This is a genomic window from Bacillus sp. EKM202B, from assembly GCF_011066025.1.
GTDB lineage: Bacteria > Bacillota > Bacilli > Bacillales > Bacillaceae_G > Bacillus_A > Bacillus_A toyonensis.
The window spans coordinates 62,326-84,883 of record NZ_JAAMNK010000004.1 but is presented as its reverse complement, the minus strand read 5'-3'; the positions used below and the strand labels follow the sequence as shown (position 1 = coordinate 84,883).

Annotated in this window: 17 protein-coding genes; 13 read left to right on the top strand and 4 right to left on the bottom strand. The window is 36.4% G+C overall.

Annotated features, from left to right (window positions below; genetic code table 11):
• The first annotated feature begins 97 nt into the window (after nt 1–97).
• The gene (locus tag G9F74_RS07285; protein ID WP_016108881.1) at nt 98–7,570 is read left to right on the top strand and encodes a DUF7507 domain-containing protein; all 7,473 of its coding nucleotides are present in this window, start codon (nt 98–100) and stop codon (nt 7,568–7,570) included.
• Between the two features lie 52 nt (nt 7,571–7,622).
• On the opposite strand, the gene G9F74_RS07280 is transcribed toward G9F74_RS07285, so the two are convergent.
• Nucleotides 7,623–8,180 (bottom strand): CatB-related O-acetyltransferase, encoded by a 558-nt coding sequence (locus tag G9F74_RS07280; protein WP_131202348.1) that lies wholly within the window; start codon nt 8,178–8,180, stop codon nt 7,623–7,625.
• Between the two features lie 139 nt (nt 8,181–8,319).
• On the opposite strand from G9F74_RS07280, the gene G9F74_RS07275 reads away from it, so the two are divergent.
• From G9F74_RS07275 to G9F74_RS07240, 8 genes are all read left to right on the top strand, one after another.
• On the top strand, nt 8,320–8,661 hold the full coding sequence (locus G9F74_RS07275; RefSeq protein WP_001268354.1) for an ASCH domain-containing protein: 342 nt from the start codon (nt 8,320–8,322) through the stop codon (nt 8,659–8,661).
• On the top strand, nt 8,658–9,083 hold the full coding sequence (locus G9F74_RS07270) for an NUDIX hydrolase (RefSeq protein WP_016108879.1): 426 nt from the start codon (nt 8,658–8,660) through the stop codon (nt 9,081–9,083). Before G9F74_RS07275 ends, G9F74_RS07270 begins: the two co-directional genes overlap by 4 nt.
• 56 nt (nt 9,084–9,139) lie before the next feature.
• Entirely contained in the window at nt 9,140–9,760 is a 621-nt protein-coding gene (locus G9F74_RS07265; RefSeq protein WP_000070943.1) for an acetate uptake transporter, read from the top strand.
• Nucleotides 9,761–9,899: 139 nt separating this feature from the next.
• Nucleotides 9,900–10,343, top strand: coding sequence for a flavodoxin (locus G9F74_RS07260; RefSeq protein WP_001062761.1), 444 nt, complete (start codon nt 9,900–9,902; stop codon nt 10,341–10,343).
• A 16-nt stretch (nt 10,344–10,359) separates the two neighbouring features.
• Nucleotides 10,360–11,259: a WD40/YVTN/BNR-like repeat-containing protein gene (locus G9F74_RS07255; RefSeq protein WP_000449501.1), complete on the top strand. Its 900-nt coding sequence runs from the start codon at nt 10,360–10,362 to the stop codon at nt 11,257–11,259.
• A gap of 216 nt (nt 11,260–11,475) precedes the next feature.
• Nucleotides 11,476–11,676, top strand: coding sequence for a cold shock-like protein CspB (cspB, locus tag G9F74_RS07250; RefSeq protein WP_001179148.1), 201 nt, complete (start codon nt 11,476–11,478; stop codon nt 11,674–11,676).
• A 189-nt stretch (nt 11,677–11,865) separates the two neighbouring features.
• On the top strand, nt 11,866–12,711 hold the full coding sequence (locus G9F74_RS07245; RefSeq protein WP_165406215.1) for an exonuclease: 846 nt from the start codon (nt 11,866–11,868) through the stop codon (nt 12,709–12,711).
• Nucleotides 12,712–13,096: 385 nt separating this feature from the next.
• Nucleotides 13,097–13,444: a hypothetical protein gene (locus tag G9F74_RS07240; protein WP_000609016.1), complete on the top strand. Its 348-nt coding sequence runs from the start codon at nt 13,097–13,099 to the stop codon at nt 13,442–13,444.
• Between the two features lie 451 nt (nt 13,445–13,895).
• Here the strand turns inward: G9F74_RS07240 and G9F74_RS07235 are convergent, their stop codons facing one another.
• Nucleotides 13,896–14,987, bottom strand: coding sequence for a DUF3900 domain-containing protein (locus G9F74_RS07235; protein ID WP_000345023.1), 1,092 nt, complete (start codon nt 14,985–14,987; stop codon nt 13,896–13,898).
• A 114-nt stretch (nt 14,988–15,101) separates the two neighbouring features.
• Entirely contained in the window at nt 15,102–15,428 is a 327-nt protein-coding gene (locus G9F74_RS07230; RefSeq protein ID WP_016108878.1) for a hypothetical protein, read from the bottom strand.
• A 381-nt stretch (nt 15,429–15,809) separates the two neighbouring features.
• Here G9F74_RS07230 and G9F74_RS07225 point away from each other — a divergent pair, with 381 nt between their 5' ends.
• Nucleotides 15,810–16,721 carry a VanW family protein gene (locus G9F74_RS07225; protein WP_000488650.1) on the top strand — a complete coding sequence of 304 codons (912 nt, stop codon included), beginning with the start codon at nt 15,810–15,812 and terminating at the stop codon, nt 16,719–16,721.
• Nucleotides 16,722–16,895: 174 nt separating this feature from the next.
• Nucleotides 16,896–17,804 (top strand): VOC family protein, encoded by a 909-nt coding sequence (locus tag G9F74_RS07220; protein WP_000249862.1) that lies wholly within the window; start codon nt 16,896–16,898, stop codon nt 17,802–17,804.
• A 47-nt stretch (nt 17,805–17,851) separates the two neighbouring features.
• On the opposite strand, the gene G9F74_RS07215 is transcribed toward G9F74_RS07220, so the two are convergent.
• Nucleotides 17,852–18,370 (bottom strand): GNAT family N-acetyltransferase, encoded by a 519-nt coding sequence (locus tag G9F74_RS07215; protein WP_016108877.1) that lies wholly within the window; start codon nt 18,368–18,370, stop codon nt 17,852–17,854.
• A 313-nt stretch (nt 18,371–18,683) separates the two neighbouring features.
• Between G9F74_RS07215 and G9F74_RS07210 the strand changes: the two genes are divergently transcribed.
• Nucleotides 18,684–19,361 (top strand): MgtC/SapB family protein, encoded by a 678-nt coding sequence (locus G9F74_RS07210; RefSeq protein ID WP_000052096.1) that lies wholly within the window; start codon nt 18,684–18,686, stop codon nt 19,359–19,361.
• Between the two features lie 203 nt (nt 19,362–19,564).
• Nucleotides 19,565–22,480, top strand: a complete 2,916-nt coding sequence (gene colA, locus G9F74_RS07205; protein WP_016108876.1) for a collagenase ColA — start codon at nt 19,565–19,567, stop codon at nt 22,478–22,480.
• The last annotated feature ends 78 nt before the right edge of the window (nt 22,481–22,558 follow it).

Sequence of the window (22,558 nt, the reverse complement as noted above, 5' to 3'; positions counted from 1 at the left end):
GTATGTGCGGAATTTTGTTGGACAACGTACACTCTATAGTTTGTCTACATTTTATAGTATAGAGCACTTTTTACTATAAATGAAATGAGATGATTACGTGCCTTTTATGAATCGCTTTACAACGACAGTTACTGGTGCCGTCACGTTCACTGGGAACACGTTGGGACTCAGTCCTACATCTCCTGCACCAGGCAATAATTTCGGTACGATTGATGTATTTACTACGGTAAATACATCGCTTCAAGTGCCAGGATTCCCAGCAGGAACGACAAATGATTGGCGATTAAATTCTGCAAGTGCAATTTTGAACCTTCCAGCAGGGAGTAGTGTCTTATACGCAGAACTTGTGTGGGCTGGCACATACCGGACTGATACGGAGGATGTTACTGCGTTTTTAAATGATAATATTACCTTTACAACACCAGCGGGGACATTTTCTGTTACACCAGACCCAGCAACTGCCCAGCAAGGTTCAGTAGGGAAGCAGTTTTATTATAGTCGTTCTGCTAACGTAACGAACCTTGTTAGTGCAGGTGGGGCTGGCACATATACAACAGGTGCCGTGCCAGCTGCAAGAACTTCAGCTGATTCAACAATTAGTCGTTCGGTTGGCTGGACGCTTGAGGTAGTTTATCAAAATGTGAGTTTACCACTAAGGAATTTATCGGTGTATGCAGGACAAGAAATTATTGAGGCATCATCACCACCAGTAGATGCTGTTATTTCAGGTTTTGCAACGCCGTCTACGGGAACAGTTACAGGAAGAGTACTTGTAACTGCCCAAGAAGGTGATGCTAACATTGTTGGAGATCAACTTCGTTTTGGGCCGAATGCAAATGCTACAGTTACTTTATTCGGACCGAGAAATCCTGCAAATAATTTCTTTCAGTCACAAATTTGTAATGACAATGGAAATTTAGATACGAGCGGAACATTTGGAAATCTGAATCAGCCGTTAGGAATAGCTTTAGCGATCCGAAGACAAGGGTGGGATATTACGAATGTAGATGCCTCCTCATCTTTAGTAAACAATCAGACGTCAGCAACTGTTCGCTTTGTCACAAATGGAGATGGATACGCTGCAGCTGGTTTTGGTGTTCAAATTGATGCAACAGGTCCAATCATTAATCCTGTTAAATCGGTAAATAGAACCGTTGCAGGGGTAGGGGATACTCTCACCTATACGATTACGGTCCCGAATACAGGAACAGGAAGTGCAGAAAACGTTGTATTACAAGATAGTATTCCGAACGGAACTACATTCGTAGCAGGTAGTGTAACGGTAGGTGGAGTAACGCAACCGAGTGCGAATCCCGCGAATGGAATTAATTTAGGTACAATCCCAAATAACACGCAAAGAATTGTTACATTTCAAGTTCGAATAACATCGTTCCCGAACCCAAATCCTATTCCAAATCGTGCAATGGTGTCATATCAATTCCGTCCTTTTGTCGGTAGTGCCCCTATTACAAGTACGTCTTCTTCAAACACAGTACAAACGACAGTGAATCAAGCGACTATAAGTATGCAAAAATCTGTAGATCTACAGACGGCAACTCTTAATGATGTATTAACGTACACAGTTAATGTGACGAATAATGGGAATGTTGCTGCAAACAATGTTATTTTTGTTGATAGTATCCCTGCAGGAACAACATTTGTAGCTAATAGTGTTACGGTTAATGGAGTAGCACGTCCAGGAGCGAATCCATCAAGTAGTATTAATCTTGGAAGTATTAATGCATCGCAAACGACTGTAGTACGCTTTCAAGTACGAGTGACATCGAACCCTCTTGTCAATCCAATACCGAACCGTGCAAGTGCAACCTTTACCTTTACCCCAGTGCCTGGTCAACAACCAATTTCAGGTCAAGCGACGAGTAATACCGTAGTTACTACAATTAATATAGCTGATATAAGAACGAGAAAAACAGTGGATAGAGCTTTTGCGACAGTGAATGACGTTCTTACGTACACCGTTACAATTGAGAATACAGGAAATGTACTTGCGACGAATGTTGTTTTTCAAGATCCAATCCCAATTGGAACGACTTTTATTGCAAATAGTGTGACTGTAGATGGGGTTTCGCAACCTGGGGCAAATCCAGCGACTGGGTTTGCGGTAGCAAATATATCTCCCGGCGGAAGTAGGACAGTGACTTTTCAAGTACGAGTGACATCTACGCCATCAGGAGGTACGATTGCGAATCGTGGAAATGTATCTGCTAATTTCGTCGTTAAACCAAATCAGCCGCCAGTAACGATTAATAGACAAACGAATACTGTAGTGACACAAGTTAATACGGGTGGTTTAAATGTAATAAAAGAAGCGAATACAACGCAAGCGGCAGTAGGGGACACTTTAACATACACAATTGCCGTCCAAAATACAGGAAATGTTCCGTTAACAAATGTGTTTTTCCAAGACACTATTTCTTCCGCTGTTTCTTTCGTTGCAAATTCTGTAACAATTAATGGAGTACCGCAAAGTGGATTGAATCCGAATACAGGATTTTCTCTTCCAAATATTCCTGCGGCTCAAACCGTTGTAGTCACATTTGACGTATTAATTGTACAGGATCCAGAAAATGAAGATATTTTAAATCAAGCAAATGTAACAGCAAGTTTTCAAGTGAATCCGAGCGAACCGCCAGTAACAATCAATGTACCGAGTAATATTGTGAATACAACTGTACAATCAGGGAATTTTGAAGTTGTGAAAGCAGTGAATACAGATGTTGCAACGGTAGGGGATGTTTTAGTATATACAATCGAAGTTATAAATGCAGGTAGTGTACCAGCTACAAATGTATTTTTCCAAGATTCAATTCCACAAGGGACATTATTTATTGAAAATAGTGTAGTTGTTAATGGTGTTTTACAAGAAGGGGCAGATCCAGAACTTGGATTCCCATTAAATAATTTGCCTACTGGTGCGAGTGTAATTGTTACTTTTGAAGTATTAATTGATGAAATTCCCCAAGGAAATAATGTCGTAAATAATGCGAATGTAACTGGAGATTTCCTTGTAAATCCGACAGAGCCACCGATTACTGTAACAGTACCAAGTAATACTGTTATGACAGTCGTGAATTCTTCAGGGTTAAATGTAATGAAAAGTGTAAGTGCTACTGAAGCAGGTGTAGGAGATACGTTAACGTATACAGTTCGTATACAAAATAGTGGAACAGTAGCAGCGACAAATGTATCATTCCTTGATCCAATTCCATCTGGAACAACGTTTGTAGCAAATAGTGTAACAATAAATGGAACGCCTCAGCCAGGTTTAAACCCAACAACTGGATTTCCACTTGCTAATATTCCAGTAGGAGGGATGGTAACAGTTACTTTTCAAGTGACGATCACGAGTGTACCACCAAATAGAGTTCTTCCGAATAATGCGAATGTAACTGCTGATTTCCAAGTAAGTCCTCTGCAGCCACCAATTACAATTGTAACGATTAGTAATATTGTTGTGACGCGAGTAAATGTAGGATCAATTAATGTAATAAAGAGTGTAAACACACCGCAAGCAGGCGTAGGAGATACGTTAACGTATACAATTCTTATTCAAAATACAGGAACTGTTCCTGCAACGAATATTATTTTTCAAGATCCGATTCCTGTTGGAACTGCGTTTGTAGCAAATAGTGTGACGATAAATGGAGTTGTTCAGCAAGGCGCGGATCCTATGGCAGGTTTCCCAGTACCAAATATTCCGGTCGGACAAACGGCTACGATTACGTTTCAAGTTACAGTGACGAGTGTTCCGAGCGGTGGAAATATTAGAAACCAATCGAACGTTACTGCAAGTTTTCTTATAAATCCAGCAAACCCTCCAATAACGACTGTTACGAATAGCAATTTTGTCGTGACACAAGTAAACACAGCACAGTTAAATATACAAAAATCTTCATCTGTACAACAAGCGGCATTTGGAGAAACTTATACGTATTCTGTTGTCATTCGAAATAACGGCACAGTACCAGCGACGAATGTTTCTTTCATCGATCCAATTGCTCCAGAAACAGCATTTGTCGCAAACAGTGTGACGATAAATGGAATTTCACAGCTTGGTTTAGATCCGAATATTGGTTTCCCGCTTCCTAATATTGCAGCTGGGGCATCAGTGACAGTAACGTTCCAAGTTACAGTAGTTACGCCATCCCCACGCGGAGCAGTATTAAATACGGCATCTGCTACAGCCACTTTCTTATTAAATCCTTTACAACCACCTGTAACAACGACAAATTCAAGTAATACGACAGTAGTTACAATACCGTTACCTCCTCCTGGTGAAGTAACAGCAACAAAAGCAGTTGACGTTGCGACTGGGGCTGTTGGAGATGTATTAACGTATAGCGTGCTAATTACGAACGTAGGAATTATACCTGTTACAGATGTACTCTTCCAAGATGTCATTCCGGAAGGAACGACATTTGTCGAAAATAGTGTAACGATAGGTGGGGTTCAGCAATTTGGTTTAAATCCAGAAATAGGATTTACTGTTACTCCATTATTAATTGCTGGTGGAAGTATTACGGTAACATTCCAAGTGACAATTACAGAGATTCCAGATAATGAAGTCATATTAAACGATGCTGACGTTACATTTACTTCACAACCGAATCCCCAGGAACCACCGATTACGGAAACGATATTAACGAATTTAGTCGTTACGACAATTAATATAGCGTTTATTTTTCCGTTAAAACTAGTAGATAAAGAAGTAGCGACTGTAGGAGAAATTTTAACGTATGATGTATTGATTTTTAATTTTGGAACAGTGGCAGCGACGAATGTTCAATTTATAGATACTACTTCCGCGGGTGTAGCATTTGTACCAGGAAGTGTGAGCATAAACGGGGTACCGGCACCAGGATTAGATCCTTTCATTGGTTTTACAGTTCCAGATATACCTGTAGATGATTTTGTACTTGTCACATATCAGGAGACGGTAACGAGCATACCAGAAGGTGGTACAGTTATTAACTTTGTAGACGTTACCGCGACATTTGCTGTAAGTGAAACAGAACCACCTATTACTGAAACGACGACAAGTAACACGACATTAACAGAAATAAATGAATCTGGTTTGAATGTATTAAAATCAGTGAGTCAGCCGATTGTTGCAGTAGGGGATACAATCACCTATACAACAGTAGTTCAAAATACAGGGACAGTGACAGCAACGAATGTTCAATATAGTGATGTATTACCTTCTTCTATAGCATTCGTGCCGAACAGTGTAACGATAGACGGTGTGTTACAACCTGGATTCAATCCGAATAATAGATTCCCGCTTCCAGATATAAATCCAGGTGAAAGTGTAGAAGTAACATTTCAAGTAACAGTTGTTAGTGTTCCATCAAACGGAACAATTGTCAATACGGCAAATGTAACAGGTAGCTTTGTATTAGTACCAGGAGAACCACCAGTTATAGTAAACCAACCGAGCAATACAACACTCACAACTGTCAATAGAGGACAATTTAATGTTATTAAACAAGTAAATAGAGCGGCTACTCTCGTTGGAGATGTATTAACGTATACGGTTCAAATAACGAATACAGGAACAGTAATAGCTAACGATGTTCAGTTTGTTGATACGATTTCAGCAGGAGCGTCATTTGTACCAAATAGTGTAACGGTAAATGGAGTTTCGCAACCAAACTTAAATCCGATTACTGGCTTTGGAGTTGGAGATATACCAGTTGGTGAAACGGTTATAGTGACGTTTCAAGCGACAGTTACAACCATCCCGTCATCAGGAACAATTACGAACGTTGCAAATATAACAGGAAGTTTTACTTTAGTGCCAGGAGAACCACCGGTTATAGTGACAGATCCGAGTAATACGACTATAACAAGAATAAATAGAGGACGTTTCAGCATTATAAAATCTGTAAATAAAGAAGCGACACGTTTAGGAGATACGTTAACGTATAGTGTGCAAGTTACAAATACGGGAACGGTAACAGCGACGAATGTTCAGTTTATCGATGTTCCATCACCTAGTTTAGAATTTGTTCCTGGAAGTGTACAAATAAATGGGATTCCGCAAGTAGGTTTAGATCCTTTTGTAGGCTTTTCATTACCGGATCTTGCAGTAGGGGATAGCGTATTAATCACATTTGAAGTAAATGTAATTTCAATTCCGCCTTCTAGTAGCATTATGAATACAGCGAGAGTAACTGGTGATTTCGAATTGATTCCAGGAGAACCACCGTTTACAATTACCAATTCAAGTAATACGACAGTCACACCAGTAAATAGAGGCAGTTTAGATATGCTGAAAGAAGTAGATCATTCAATTGTTGGAGTAGGAGAAACGGTAACGTATCGTGTTCGTATATTAAATACTGGTACGGCTGACGCAATGAATGTTCAATTTATTGATGTGCTATCTCCGGAAGCTGTTTTTGTACCAAATAGTGTAACGGTAAATGGAGTAGCGCGTCCGGGAGTAAATCCGCAGGTTGGATTTACGATTTTGGACATTCCAGTCGGTGAGACGGCGATTGTAACATATGAAGCTACGATTACGAGTTTTCCAGATGGTGGTACAGTAGTGAACGTTGCTGGGGCATCAGCAGAATATATTTTAGTACCAGGTGAACCGCCAGTTACAGTGATGGACACGAGTAATACAGTTATTGTAACGGTAAATACTGCAATCTTATTTGTTGCAAAAGGAGCAAACTTTGAAGTAGCAATGGTAGGAGATGTTGTCACTTACGGCATTGCCGTCATAAATGATAGTACAGTTCCTGTGACGAATATTGTTTTAACAGATATCATTGATCCAAATACGTTATTTATAAATGGCACGGTAACGGTAAATGATGTACCTCTTCCATTTGCCAATCCGAATACGGGTATTCCGTTAGGTGATTTTCAGCCAAATGATGCGGCAATTATTAATTTCCAAGTTGTAATAACGGGAGGACAAATAAATAATTTAGTTACAAATACTGCTACAGCGACTGGGCTCGCAACTGTAAATCCGAATGAGCCGCCTGTAGTAGTTGAAGGTGATAGTAATACAGTTGTTATCCCGTTTATCCCTCAAAATGTCTCAACGACAGTCGTAAAAACGGCAAATCTTCAAACAGCAACAATTGGAGATGTCATTACGTTTACGACAGTCATTACAAATACAGGTGATACTGTCATGCAAAATATTCGTTTTCAAGACATGTTAGATAGTAGTGTTCGATTTATCCCTGGAAGCGTAATAGTCGATAGTGTTCCATTACGAAATGTAAGTCCAGTATCAGGGTTTCTTATAGGAAATTTAAATCCGGGTGAAGCGCGGACAGTTTCGTTTCAAGTAGTAGTTCAGAGCGCACCAAGTGGTTCAGGAAATTATATTAACCAAGCGAGTATTCGCTTTGAACATCAAGTAGGTACAGTATTGCCACCTGTTACACAAATAATAGAAAGTAACATGGTAGTCATCCCATTTGTTCCAACGATAGAACAAATTTGCGAAACGAACTTTAATTGCTTAGATAAAATTCCATTTCAATGTTCTCCATGTAATCACTTACAAATAAATAAAAAATAAATACCAAAAGAGCATCCTGTAAGAATAGGATGCTCTTTTTTATGTGTATCAATCATATAGATTCTTTTTCGGGTGAGGTGAAAAATTCATTGGTTTTGTTGGAGAGTAGAAATGGAATAGCTCCTTTTATGACAGAAATATCCCAGTCCCACCATGCAAGTTTTTCTAGTTTTTCAATGGTTTCTTGTGAAAAACGATAGCGAACTAGTTTGGCAGGGTTCCCAGCTACAATTGCATATGGAGGTACGTCTTTTGTAACTACACTCTTTGCGCCGATAATGGCCCCGTTACCAATTGTAACACCAGATAAAACGCAGGATTGATAACCAATCCATACATCATTGCCGACTACGATATCACCTTTTGATGAAGGATGACCAGTAATATGTGCTCCTTCATCGAAGAGAGCATTAAATGGGTAAGTCGTTATCCAATCAGCACGATGCTCGCCGCCAAGTATGAAAACGACTTCTTCTCCTAATGAACAAAACTTACCTATTTTCAATTTCGTTTCATCATTCCAAGAAAAAATAGTTGGACCTACTTTACTATAAGTATAATCACCAATATCATATTTACTATATTCAGGTTTTTGATTTAAATATAACATAACAAATTTAGCATCCTTTCTAAAGCAAGTAATGGATATGGAACATTATATGCAAGGTGGAGTAAGGCGAACTGTGTTGTATGAATTAGTAAGATGTAAGTATGTTAGTAGAGAAAATGAATAACGGGGAGTGGAGTGGATGAGATACGAAATGGGGTTATATAATAAACCTTTTCAGTCAATTCAATCAGGAAAAAAGGTATATGAAGTACGCTTATACGATAAAAAACGTCAACTTATAAAACAAGGCGATGAAATTGTATTTACGAACCTTACGACAGCAGAAACGATGGTTGTAAAAGTAACGGAAGTAAAGCGATACGAAAGCTTTAAAGAAATGTACGAGCAAATTGATAAAAAGTTATTGGATTGTGAAAATGATAGTTTAGAGGAAATGTTAGAAAGTACATACAAAATATATACGAAAGAACAAGAAGAAAAGTGGGGAACAGTTGCGGTTCGTATTGAGGTAATAAAATGATGAGAAATCGCGGCGTGGCTATTATTGTACAGGATGGAAAAATTGCTCTAATAAAACGTGTTCGAGACGATGAAGTATATTACGTTTTTCCAGGCGGTGGAATAGAAGAAGGAGAAACATCGGAAGAGGCAACGAAGCGAGAGATATACGAAGAATTAGGGGTACATATAGAAGTAAAGCACCTTATTACAAAGATAAAGTATAAAGGTACCGAATATTATTATGAAGCCTATATTACGGACGGAGTATTCGGAAGCGGAAAAGGTGAGGAGTTTAAGCAGAAAGATAGAGGTTGTTATATTCCGTTATGGATACCGATAAATGAGTTGAAAAATGTGAATATAAAACCTTACGAAGTGGTCGAAAGTATATTCGATTATTATAAGATGCAAGGTCTGACAACATACAAAAAAAACCATTGACATAGCCTGCTGATTTAAGTATTGTATTCGAGTATGTTTATAATCAGGAGGTTTATATGAGCAATCAAACTACTACACATCATGTGAAAATGACAACAGCAGATCCATCTGGAATCGGTCTATTTGGATTAGCAATGGTAACACTTGTAGCATCATCTCAAAAGTTAGGTTTAACAGATGGCGTTTCACTTGTATTACCATGGGCAATCTTTTTAGGGGGATTTGCACAAATCTTTGCATGCATTCACGATGCAAAGCATAACAACACGTTCGGTACGACAGCATTTGGTGCGTACGGCCTGTTTTGGTTAGGTGTTGGAATGACTTGGTTAATTCAACTTGGAGTATTCGGCGAAAAATTAGCCCAAACTGCAGATTCAAAACAGCTTGGTGTAGCCTTTATCGGATATTTAATTTTCACAATCTTTATGACGATTGGTGCAATGGAAACACATAAAGTATTATTTATGATTTTCGTACTTATTGATTTCTTATTTATTGGTCTTTCATTAAGTACTTTAGGTGTTATGCCGCACGCAATGCATAATTTAGCAGCATATTCTGAACTATGTATTTCATTATTATCTTTCTATGGTTCAGCCGCAGCAGTGTTAAATACACACTTCGGAAAAGTTGTTTTACCAGTTGGAAAGCCATTTGGTATTTTTAAAAAGTAATAAAAAAGCACAGGTGATTGTATAGTCATCTGTGCTTTTTTGTATGGAATAAATAAAAATGAAAAATATAATTGAAATTGATTCTCATTATTAATATAATGAGAATGAGAATCATTCATTGCAAGAGGGGGATGCCAAAGTGGCGAAAATTTTAATTGCGTATGCGAGTATGTCAGGAAATACAGAGAGTATTGCTGATTTAATAAAAGTAAGTTTGGATGCTTTTGATCATGAAGTAGTATTGCAAGAGATGGAAGGCATGGATGCTGAAGAATTGCTAGCTTATGATGGAATTATTTTAGGATCTTATACGTGGGGCGATGGTGAATTGCCGTTTGAGGCAGAAGATTTCCACGAGGATTTAGAAAATATAGATTTGTCAGGAAAAAAAGCAGCTGTATTTGGATCAGGTGATACGGCATATGAACTGTTTTGTGAAGCGGTGACGATATTTGAAGAACGTCTTGTAGAACGCGGTGCAGAACTTGTACAAGAAGGATTGAAAATTGAATTATCTCCAGAAGATGAAGAGGATATTGAAAAATGCAGTAATTTTGCAATTGCATTTGCTGAGAAGTTCTAAGAATGGGAGTGTCAACGTGGAGACAATGTTAAGTGCAACTGCTATTACAAAATTAAGAGATGGAAAACTTATGTTAGCTACTACATATGATGGCTTATTTATTGAACAAGACGGAGAATGGAAACAAATTTTAAATGGCTTTCAAAAACGAATTCGGGATTTACATAGCGTAGATAATATAGTTTATGGTGTAGGCGACGAAGGGATTTTTATTCGTAGCATGAATGGTGGAGAGAACTGGACAATTCAGCGTTTTCCAACAAAAGCAACGAGTTGGAATGTGTGTAGTAATGTACAAGGAACTGTCATTGCTCATGGAGATAAAACATTGTATCTTTCTAATAATTTCGGTTCTACATGGGAGACCATTCATCCATTTCTTGATTATGGCAGTGATGCACCGTCTATTCGTTCGTTATTCTTATATAAACATTACTTATTTATTGGTACGAAAATACATGCGAAATATGGTGGTGTTTGGCTTTTTGATTTAGAGAAACGTAAATTAAAAAGAATTAAAATAGCGATGAATCAAATGATTTCTGCGTTGACTCTACATAATTCTTATCTAGTAGCAGCAAGTGGATCGTGTAAAGGAATTGGTGGTAATATTTCTTTTTGTAAAATAGATGAAAGTATTGAGAATGAAAAACTATATTGGCATACATGTCAAAGTGAGCAGAAAGCTAGTAGCTATTTAGACTTAAGTGTAGATCAACATGTGCTATATACGACTTCAACGCAAAATAAGGCGGGCGTTAGCACGGTTTGCCGTGTGCATCTTAATGAAGGGATTGTTACAGTATGTGACTCGGTTAAAGGGCATGGTTGGCGCATTGTTAATCAAAAAGAAGGCTATGTTGTAGCTGGATCAGGTGAATCAAAAGCGATGCAGTGGAAGAAAAAAGTTGTTTAGCAAAAAAAACTTTGCTTTTATTATATTGATATGATATAGTATGTTTAAACCATTTTACTTTTAATAATATAGAGATTTAAATGAGCTGTAACTTCCGAGGAGGATAGCAATGTTAAATCTCCTCAGGGGTTGCAGTTTTTTAATGTCTGGTTTATTATTGTAAGGTGGTTGAAAATGAATATGTACATATAGGTACATTGTAGGAGGATTTTTTTCATGCAAAACGGTAAAGTAAAATGGTTTAACTCAGAAAAAGGTTTCGGTTTCATCGAAGTTGAAGGCGGAGAAGACGTATTCGTTCATTTCTCAGCTATCCAAGGCGACGGCTTCAAAACTTTAGAAGAAGGTCAAGAAGTTACTTTCGAAGTAGAACAAGGTAACCGTGGACCACAAGCTACTAACGTTAACAAGAAGTAATTTTTGAAAAAAAGAAGGGCTCGCCCTTCTTTTTTTTGCGTTCTTATTGAATATCCTCCAATGTACATATGATAATAAGACTGAATTTTTGTTTTTTATACGAGGTATTTCATGCATAAAGTGTATGAATAAATAGATACTGAAAATAAAGTATGTGTGTGAAAAGGATTTTAGAAAGAGGTAAATAAATTGAAAAACGCTACACATTTTATTGTGTTTGATATAGAGAGAAATTTTAGGCCGTATAAATCAGAAGATCCGTCAGAGATAGTTGATATCGGAGCTGTAAAAATAGAAGCAAGTACAATGAAGGTAATTGGAGAATTTTCGGAGTTAGTAAAACCGGGTGCACGACTTACTCGTCATACGACAAAATTAACGGGAATTACAAAAAAAGATTTAATTGGTGTAGAGAAATTCCCTCAAATTATAGAGAAATTTATTCAGTTCATTGGAGAAGATTCTGTATTTATTTCATGGGGAAAAGAAGATTATCATTTTCTATCTCATGATTGTACATTACATGGCCTAGAATGCCCGTGTATGGAAAAAGACAGTAGATTTGATTTGCAAAAATTTGTTTTCCAAGCGTATGAAGAATTATTTGAGCATACACCAAGTTTACAATCTGCAGTAGAACAACTCGGTTTAACGTGGGAAGGAAAGCAGCACCGCGCTTTAGCAGATGCTGAGAATACAGCAAATATACTTCTTAAAATATATAGCGAGAGAGATATTAATAAGCGATACAAGAGACATGGTGAGCTTGAACTTGTAAAGAACGGAAAACTAACAGAAAAAGCGAAAAAAAAGATGCGAAAATGGGTGTTTAAAGAACTGAGGAAACATGCAGAACGACCATTTGTGTGGAGTACATTTGAAAGTAGTGAAACGTGGGAAAGTATAACGGAAAGGTATTATATAAGTGAAAATACAGTAGAACTTCTGAAAAAACATTTCCCTACAGCGGTGAGAAAAGCGGAGCGGCAGCTTAAATATTTGGCTGAGATGGAGGAGAATGCACAGTCTAGGTGACATTCTCCTCCATTTCTAGCTATATAAATTTAAAGTCATCGTATTGACGGATGAGTAAAGTATTCAAATTTAATTAGGAACCAATTTGTTGTTGTAATTTGGCTATTATAATTGCTTTGAAAATTAAGGCGTCGTAAGAATTTTAAAATATATTAATAAAATAAGAGCTCATAAAAATGAAAGAGGGTACAGTTAAATGGAAGCAATCTTTAACATTTTAACTGTTTTATTTTTTATATTATATTCACATCACTTTTTATTTTTATTACACTTCCTCTTATAGTAAAAAGGAGTTAGAAAAAGCTTAATATATCTTTAAACCGCGGTGGATTAAAGATTAAAATTGAAGAGTAAGATAAGCGTTATATATATGGGAGATGCGATGATGATAAATTTGGATATCAAAGATATTAACGTAAAGATGGAATTAAACGGTGTCTTTTGGAATGAGGATAGGATTGCTGAAATGATGGTAACTACAACAGCAGAACATTCTCTTATTCTTCATATATTAGTTGACTTAGAAAATAAAACTATTTGTGCGATGAGTGCCACGATAGTGAATGGGTTCTGCCCTCTGTGCAAACAGAAAAGGGACGAATGCAGTGAACTTAATGACCTACAAAATAAAATGGATATTTTAGAAGAAGCCTACGATTGGGTGAGAGAGCATCCAGAATATCGTTTTCAATTATCTTTTTACGAGTACAATAAATTTGAGGTAGTAAAGTGAAATTTTTATTTTAATAACATACATAGTGACTATAAGGAAAAACATCAAAAACTTATAGAAGGACTGGGTCTATTAGTAAAAAGTGAAAAAATTGTAGTACGTTGTATACAAGAACATATTGAAAAGGATATTTCAACTGGAAATGTGTTTGTACAACAAGGAACGAATTTATTTAGATACTGCAACAAATTTTATCTTAAATCAAAAAAATTTAATAAATAAGCACATCTTGTTATAAAGCAGAGAAACCGATTCTTAGTAGAGTCGGTTTTTAAAGTAAACGTCAAGTAAGTCCAAAATAAAAGAGCGCTTTGTTAATAGCGCTCAGTAAAAAAATAGTTATAGGGAAGCATTTATTCAATGTTAGAATCGAAATTTTTAGTATTGTGTGGTCTCATTTGTAGACACATAGTTGTTATTTAAAACATGTTTATTGGTTACTTGATTTTCTTTATTCAACCCCGTTCGGATCATATGAAAACTGTTGCTTATTCTCAATCCGCTCAATCACATCTTGCAACTCATCTGGCTTCAGAAACTCAATAGGAGAGAAGCCTTTTTCAAACGTAAGTGTATCAGCCTCAATCATTAATACGTATCGGTCATTTACCTTCGCGATATGTATTTGATCTCCGAAATCAGCAAGCAGGGCCTTCACAGAGATATGATCTGCTTTTAGCTTTAATTCCACTTCTGGGGCGTGCTCGACGATTTGAGCGGTAGCTTCCATTACTTCTTCGGTTGAAAATTGTTCCATAATTTCTCGCTTCGGACTGGCAGCCCATACTTCCATTGCTTGGTCGAATTGTTCGCGTTCTTCCGTACCTTCTTCAAATACATCTTCAATTTGGTCGTATACCATGTCCATTACTTGTGTTTTCATAATTTCAGGCATAGAGCGTTCGTATTCGACGAATTTTAAGAAGTCCTCGAAGTAGCGGGCGTGTGATGCTTGGTGAATTTTTAGCTCACCCACTTCGACCATACCTTCTTCAGGCATGTACGGATATTGGATAGATTTCATATTCTTCGTTGTGATGGCCATTTCAACGTTACGAATAAGCGTTGATTCATCTGAAATAGAGGCAACTTTCGGTTCAAAGTCACATTTCATAACGAATACGAACGGGTCATCAAAGTATTTACGTAGTTTTGCTTGAGCAATTAAAAATACACCACCACGAACAGCGCTTGTGTCAAGATATGTATAAACGAGAGGCTCGCTCATATCTTTGAAGTTTTCTTTTGTTTCTGCAAAACGAATACGATTAAATAGGTTGTAATGAGGGTTTGAATCGAGTTCGTGCCCTTCTTCTACAATAAAGCGCCCAATCTTTGTTGGGGCTTGTTCCGTTTTAGCATGACGTTCTACTTTTCGCTTTGAAATTTTTAATAATTCACCATTCAAAAATTCTTTTAAAGAGCTATCTTCATATTCTTCAGCGTCTAATGTTTGAAAATGTTTATAGCGTTTATCAACTGCTTCGCCTTTTCCTTCTACTTGTACAACATAAAAGGAAAGAAAATTTATTTCAAAATCCATATTTATCACCTTGTTTCATTTCATTAACTCTTATCAGTATAGAGATGGAGAAAACTTTCGTCAATTTATATAAGGAAGGGGAGACCCTTCCTTATATATTTTTTATTTTCAAAATTAAAATCCGTCTTCTAACGCTGCAAATGGAATGTTAAGTCTGTTTTCTATTGTACGTAAACGTTGGTTTAAGCGATTTAGCCTACGTGTATGGCGCTCAACAGTATTTTCTAATTGACGTACTCTTTGCTCAAGCTCATTTACTCGTCGTTCTAGTTGACGGTTTCCAGTACCAGGGAAAGAGATTGGAAGTTGAAATTGTCTATTTTGGTCATATGGATTAACTTGTTCTGTTTGATCTATATATTGTTGGTATTGTGCTTGTAAATCATATTGAGGCTGATAACCGTATTGGTTATATGAATCATATGGATTGTAGGGGTACATAAAAACATCCTCCATTTCTTTAAAATAGGTTAAATACACGATACTGTATGTGTAAAAGCGGAGCTGTGGCACGGCAAATACCTAATTATATTTACGTGATTTACTTTTATACATAAGAACAGGGAGTTGTTACATTTGTTTTTCATTTATTTAATGGTATATAATGGATAGAAGGGGAGAGGTTACATAAAGGTTACAAATTTGCTAAACTTACATTTTCATAAAAATATGTATAGACATTTACAAAAGAAAAGAGTAATTTAAATAGAGTAAAAAATAACTTGTAACATTTTATAAACATATTGTAAAATGATTGTAACAAAACATACATAAAAATGAAATAATACATAAAAGCAGTGTTGGGGAAAAGGAGAGAGTATATTGTTCCGTAAAATAAAGGGTATTTTAGTTGGGGTGCTATGCGTAGCTGTAGTGAGTGGTTGTGGTACAAAAGTAAGTGATGTTGCATTAGTAAGTGATATTGGTGGACACACTGTCGCGGCTAAAGCAGAAGTGCAGGATTCTATTAGTTTAGTTGATAGTCGAACAGGTACTGAAGTGAAAAAAATAGATTTGTCTAGTTTAGGCTATTTTGAAGACGAAGCAAAATTTAAAAAATCGGTAACGAAGGTTGCTAGTGAGGTTGGGAAAACCGTTGATAAAAAGATGGTTCCATCACGTATAGCACCTGATGGAAGTTGGCAAGAAGGAAAACCTTCTTATGAATTAATGGAAAAAGAATTAGTAGATAAATTGTTAAATGTTGGTATGTGGGATTCTTCATATCAGTTACCAATCACAGAGAAAAAGCCTACGGCAACATTAAGTGATGCGCAAGGAAGTGGTACGGTAATTGGTAGATATGAAACGAATTTAGGTGGATCAACAGGTGGCCGTATTGAGAATATTCGTTTGTCAGCGGCGAGCATAAATGGAGTTGTATTAGCAAAAGGAGACCGCTTCTCTTTTAATGCATTAATCGGTGATACAACGCCAGATAAAGGATATCAATTAGGAAAAGAAATTGTAGATGGTAAATTAGTAGATGGATATGGTGGAGGTGTTTGTCAAACATCTTCGACTTTATACAATGCAGCAGATCAAGCTGGTTTGAAAATGGTAGAGAGAACGACGCATTCTAAAACAGTAGGTTATGTGCCACAAGGAAGAGATGCTACAATTGCATATCCATACTTAGACTTAGTATTTGAAAATACGAACGACGCACCTGTGAAGCTTTATATGGGCATTCAGGGCGGAAAGTTAGTTGCTGAAGTACATAAAATGAGATAAGAGTTATAAAGTCACTTTTTCTGAAAGTTAGAAGAGGTGGCTTTTTTATTAAGAAAATAAAAATATGCATAAATTCTGACTTTTCTTATTTACATAGGGTGATTTTGGTTGTATTCTTCATAGTAACGGTTATATGTAATGGAAAAATATTGGGATAAGGAGATGGAGTTATTCATGGTACAAATTCATCCGAAAACACGTATTGGTCATGTTGCATTTAAAGTGAAAGATTTAGAACGTCAAATTGCTTTTTATGAGAATGTAGTAGGCTTAGAAGTAATTAAACAAGAGGGGAATAAAGCGTATTTATCTGGAAAGGGTGGTAAGAATACGCTGCTTGTTCTTGAAAAGTTGGAGGATGGGGCACTACAAGAACCACGTACGACTGGTATATATCATGTTGCTTTTTTAGTTCCGACTCGTGAAGCTTTTGCTTCGGCACTATTTGGGGTTCTTCGTAATAAGAATGTAATTGATAGCCCGGCTGAACAAGAAGGGCGTTATACATATTCAAATGAAATTTTACCAATTTCAAGGTTTAATAGTGCAAGTGATCATACGTATAGCGAAGCGTTTTATTTACAAGACTTAGAGGGTAATGGAATTGAAATATATGCAGACCGCCCGCGCGATCAATGGGGAGAAGGACCAGGAGGAAGTACGCCGCTTGATTTAAAAGCATTGGCAACGCTCGTTGATTATGAGTTTGCTGGTTTACCTGCTGATACTGTCGTTGGACACGTACATTTACGAATAGCTGATGTAGAAAAGTCACATGAGTTTTATGTAAAGACGGTAGGCTTTGAGGTACAACAGCGTGAAGAGGATTGCTTATTTATTTCGGCAGGAGGCTATCATCACCATATCGGTGCAAATACGTGGAACGGAGTAAATAATCCGCACCCACCAACACATGCAACTGGACTAAAGGTATATACGATTGTACTACCGCATAAAGAAGCGTTAGATGAAGTGAAAGAAAGATTAATAGAAAAACAACATGAAATAAATGAAACTACAAATGGATTTACAGTAGTAGATCCAAGTGGTATTACAGTACAGTTTGAAATAGAAGTAGCATAAAACAAGCCAGAAAGTGTGTAATCACTTTCTGGCTTGTTTTTAATTATTCATAGTTCAATCCAATACCTTCTTACAATATTTCCATCTTCCTCAATGAAATCATCATCACGAAGCCCGCCGTTATGTAAGATTGTTTTTTCTGATCCTGTATTCACTTCGTCACAAACGACAAGTACTTTCTCGATGTTTAATTCCTTCGTTTTTTCTAGCGATAACTCTAATAACTTCGTAGCATAACCTTTTCTTCTTTCAGAAGGGCGAATGCCATAACCGACATGACCTCCAGTGTTAAATAAATGTTCGGTTAAACTATGACGTATATTTACAACTCCTACAATTTTATTTTCATCTGTAACGAGCCAATACGTAGAGTCTGGTACCCAAGATTCAGGAAGGTTTACTCCGTTATGTGCATCGAGTAATTCTTGAATCATAGCTGGAAAGTTAGAAGGGTCCTTTGAAATAACCCACGGAATCATCGTTTCACCGCTATCTTTCCATTCGTTATAAAAATCTAAGTATTCTTCTTGTAAATCAGTAGTGGGTGTAATCAAAAAGACATTCATTGCTAGTAAGCTCCTTTTATTTATGTTTTATTTCACAAAAATCAAGGCAGAAAATGAAAGCGTTTTCTAACTTTCTCAACCTCATTTCTTGCACTTCATATGCAATTTTTAACTGAAGATAAGTAAGGTGTTGAACTTAAAGGTTTTTTTGTATGAGAAATAGGTTATCTTGTTTGTGCTAATATTTAAAATATTAGCATAAAAGCGTTGGGATAGTAAGTGAATTTTGATGAAATGTTTTTATATCGATAAATGGATGTGTGTGATAATTTTTGTTTTATCCATCTATAATGAATGAAAGGGGGAAGTGTTCGTGAGCTTACATATTGATTTTATTTTACGAATTGGTATTGCTGGTTTATTAGGAGCAATGATTGGTATTGAAAGGGAAATTCGATCAAAAGAAGCTGGATTAAAGACTCATTTCCTCGTAGCGGTAGGGAGCGCTTTAATAATGGTTGTTTCGAAATATGCCTTTTCAGATATTATGTTTGAAAATCATATGTCCCTTGATCCAAGTCGTATTGCAGCGCAAGTTGTTAGTGGAGTAGGTTTTTTAGGTGCAGGTACAATTATTATTCAAAAACAGGTAGTGAAAGGATTAACGACAGCGGCTGGTTTATGGGCTACAGCAGGAATTGGATTAGCAATTGGAGCGGGTATGTATGTAGTAGGGATTGGAGCTACGATTCTCGTTTTAATTGGGTTAGAGATTGTAAGTCGTATTTTTAAAGTGCGATTTTTATTTCCGCAAAATATAACAGTGCAAATTTGTATGAATAAACATGAAACGGTACAACAAATATTAGAGAAGCTTCATATGAAAGGTATTCCAATACTTTCATATGAAGTGGAATCTTTACAGCAAGATACAGGTGTAGTTTATAAGGTAGGAATGCAGCTGAAAAATATATCACCTGAAGAAAAGAATGCATTCATTCAATATATACAAACATTACCAGAAATAACGTTTGTAAAGTTAAATTCATAGCGTTGAAAAAGAGGTTAGATGTAGCAGAAATTTTGCTATTATCTATCCTTTTTTGACACAACTCGCATGGAGAGTCAAGCGTTAATTTTGCTATGAATGGATACATATGTGAACGTTACCTTATATTTTCTCAATACAGAATGAATAGTCAGAATAGTAAGATATTAATGTAGGACACTAAAAAATGTAAGGTAGGGGAGAGTATGAAAGGCTATTCAAAAAAAGTTTTAGTAGGGGTAAGTTTTGCTAGTTTACTGTTAGGGAGTTTTCAAGGGAGCATATCGGCGGAAAATACTAAGGAAGAGAAAGTTTCTTATCGAAATGTGCTCAAAATGGAGCCAGTTGGTGTACAATTGCCAGTGCAAGAATTAGCTCATTCATCAAAAGTGCTAGAAAATAAGTCTTTTGAGAAAAGGCTACAATTTGCTGATTTATCGCAAAGACCGCCAGAAGTAAAAAAAGAAAGTAAACAATTAGCTGTAGCGAAAACTTATACAATTGCTGAATTAAATCAATTAAGCAATCAGCAATTAGTAGATTTACTTGTAACAATCGACTGGGAGCAAATTACGGGGCTATTTCAGTTTAATAAAGACAGTCTAGCATTCTATCAAAATGATAGTAGGATGCAGGCGATTATTGATAAATTGAAGCAGCAAGGGCAAACTTATACGCAAGATGATTCAAAAGGGATTGAGACATTAGTAGAGGTATTGCGATCTGGGTTTTATTTAGGATTTTATAATACAGAATTAAGTAAACTGAATGAACGAAGCTATCATGATAAATGCTTACCTGCATTAAAAACGATTGCGAGCAACCCGAATTTTAAGCTCGGTACATTAGAACAAAATAGAGTTGTATCATCATACGGAAAATTAATAGGAAACGCTTCGAGTGATGTGGAAACGATAACATCGGCTGCGAAGATTTTTAAACAATATAATGATAGTTTTTCTACATTGGTAGATAATCTTTCAGCTGGAAATGCGATTTACGATATTATGCAAGGTGTGGATTACGATATTCAATCATATTTGTACGATACGAGAAAAGTACCGAAAGATACAGTATGGTATCAGAAAATAGATAGTTATATTAATGAGCTAAGTCGTTTTGCATTAATGGGAACGATTACAGCGAAAAACGGATGGCTTATTAACAATGGCATTTATTATACAGGTAGACTCGGTACGTTCCATAGTACAGGGACGAAAGGGTTACAAGTTGTAACAGATGCGATGAACATATACCCGTACTTAGGGGAGCAATATTTCGTAGCAGCTGAGCAAATCGCGACAAATTATGGCGGAAAAGATGCAAATGGAAATATGGTTAATTTAGATCAAATACGAGAAGATGGTAAGAAAAAATATTTACCGAAAACGTATACGTTTGATGATGGTGCAATTGTTTTAAAAGCTGGAGATAAAGTGACTGAGGAAAAAGTAAAACGTCTATATTGGGCAGCGAAAGAAGTGAAGGCACAATTCCATCGTACCGTTGAAAGTGACCAGCCATTAGAAAAAGGGAATCCAGATGATGTATTGACGATGGTTATTTATAATAGTCCAGCAGAATATCAATTTAATCGTCAATTGTACGGGTATGAAACGAATAATGGTGGTCTTTATATAGAAGGAACAGGTACATTCTTTACTTATGAACGTACACCACAAGAAAGTATTTATAGTTTAGAAGAGTTATTTCGACATGAGTTCACGCATTATTTACAAGGTAGATATGAAGTGCCAGGACTATGGGGACAAGGTAAGATGTATGAAAATGAAAGATTATCTTGGTTTGAAGAAGGAAATGCTGAATTTTTTGCAGGAGCAACGAGAACGGATAATGTTGTACCGAGAAAAAGCATTATAGGAGGATTATCTTCAAATCCAGCAGAGCGTTATACGGCCGAGCGAACGTTAAATGCAAAGTATGGAACGTGGGATTTCTATAATTATTCCTTCGCTTTACAATCGTACATGTACAATAAGAGGTATGATATATTTGATAAAGTTCATGACCTTATTAGGAAAAATGATGTTACAGCATATGATGCATATCGCTCTGCGTTAAGTAAAGATGCGAATTTAAATAAAGAGTATCAAGACTATATGCAAATGTTAGTTGATAATCGTGATAAATATAATGTTCCGTTAGTATCAGACGATTATTTAGCAACGCACGCACCGAAACCAGTTTCAGATATTGCAGCAGAAATTACGGCGGAAGCAAATGTAAAAAATGTATCTGTAAAGAAACATAAATCACAGTTCTTTAATACATTTACACTACAAGGAACATATACAGGTACTGCTGCAAAAGGAGAATATGAAGACTGGAAAACAATTACACAAAAGGTGAATGATACGTTAAAACGTTTAAGTGCAAAAGAATGGACAGGCTATAAAACAGTAACAGCTTATTTTGTGAATTATCGTGTGAATGCATCAGGACAATTTGAGTATGACGTTGTGTTCCATGGTATGAATACAGAAGAAGGAGCTGTGAATAAAGCGCCGGTCGCAGTTATAAATGGTCCGTATAGCGGAAATGTGAACGAAGCAATCTCTTTTAAAAGCGATGGATCAAAAGATGAAGATGGAAAAATCGCTTCTTATAAATGGGAGTTTGGAGACGGTACTGTAAGTAATGAACAAAACTCAACGCACATTTATACAAAAGAAGGAACATATACAGCGAAATTAACAGTAACAGACGATAAAGGAGCAACTAATACTGCTACAACGAGTGTGACAGTTAAAAAGAAAGAAGATAACAGTGTAGAAAAAGAGCCAAACAATTCATTCCAAACAGCAAATAAACTGCAGTTGAATCAAATTTTACGTGCTAGTTTAGGAAATGGTGATACAAGTGATTTCTTTGAAATAAATGTAGAAACAGCTAAAAACCTTCAAATCAATGTAACGAAAGAAAATAATATTGGAGTAAACTGGGTTCTTTATTCAGAAGCAGATTTAAATAATTATGTTACGTATGCCCAGCAACAAGGAAATCAACTAGTAGGTAGCTACTATACGTATCCAGGGAAATATTATTTACATGTGTATCAGTATGGTGGGGGAACAGGGAATTATACGGTAGAAGTGAAGTAGTAAAAGGGAATTTGTTTTTTTCGATGAATAGCAAAAAGATCTATGCTTTTAATGAAAAAACAACTGTAGACAATGACT

Bases quoted from the DNA above. Each gene is read 5' to 3' on its own strand.
- G9F74_RS07240 (WP_000609016.1), top strand. From the start codon at position 13,097: ATGATAAATTTGGATATCAAAGATATTAACGTAAAGATGGAATTAAAC.
- colA (WP_016108876.1), top strand. From the start codon at position 19,565: ATGAAAGGCTATTCAAAAAAAGTTTTAGTAGGGGTAAGTTTTGCTAGT.
- G9F74_RS07235 (WP_000345023.1), bottom strand. From the start codon at position 14,987: ATGGATTTTGAAATAAATTTTCTTTCCTTTTATGTTGTACAAGTAGAA.
- G9F74_RS07220 (WP_000249862.1), top strand. From the start codon at position 16,896: ATGGTACAAATTCATCCGAAAACACGTATTGGTCATGTTGCATTTAAA.
- G9F74_RS07280 (WP_131202348.1), bottom strand. From the start codon at position 8,180: ATGTTATATTTAAATCAAAAACCTGAATATAGTAAATATGATATTGGT.
- G9F74_RS07270 (WP_016108879.1), top strand. From the start codon at position 8,658: ATGATGAGAAATCGCGGCGTGGCTATTATTGTACAGGATGGAAAAATT.
- G9F74_RS07265 (WP_000070943.1), top strand. From the start codon at position 9,140: ATGAGCAATCAAACTACTACACATCATGTGAAAATGACAACAGCAGAT.
- G9F74_RS07275 (WP_001268354.1), top strand. From the start codon at position 8,320: ATGAGATACGAAATGGGGTTATATAATAAACCTTTTCAGTCAATTCAA.
- G9F74_RS07230 (WP_016108878.1), bottom strand. From the start codon at position 15,428: ATGTACCCCTACAATCCATATGATTCATATAACCAATACGGTTATCAG.
- G9F74_RS07215 (WP_016108877.1), bottom strand. From the start codon at position 18,370: ATGAATGTCTTTTTGATTACACCCACTACTGATTTACAAGAAGAATAC.
- cspB (WP_001179148.1), top strand. From the start codon at position 11,476: ATGCAAAACGGTAAAGTAAAATGGTTTAACTCAGAAAAAGGTTTCGGT.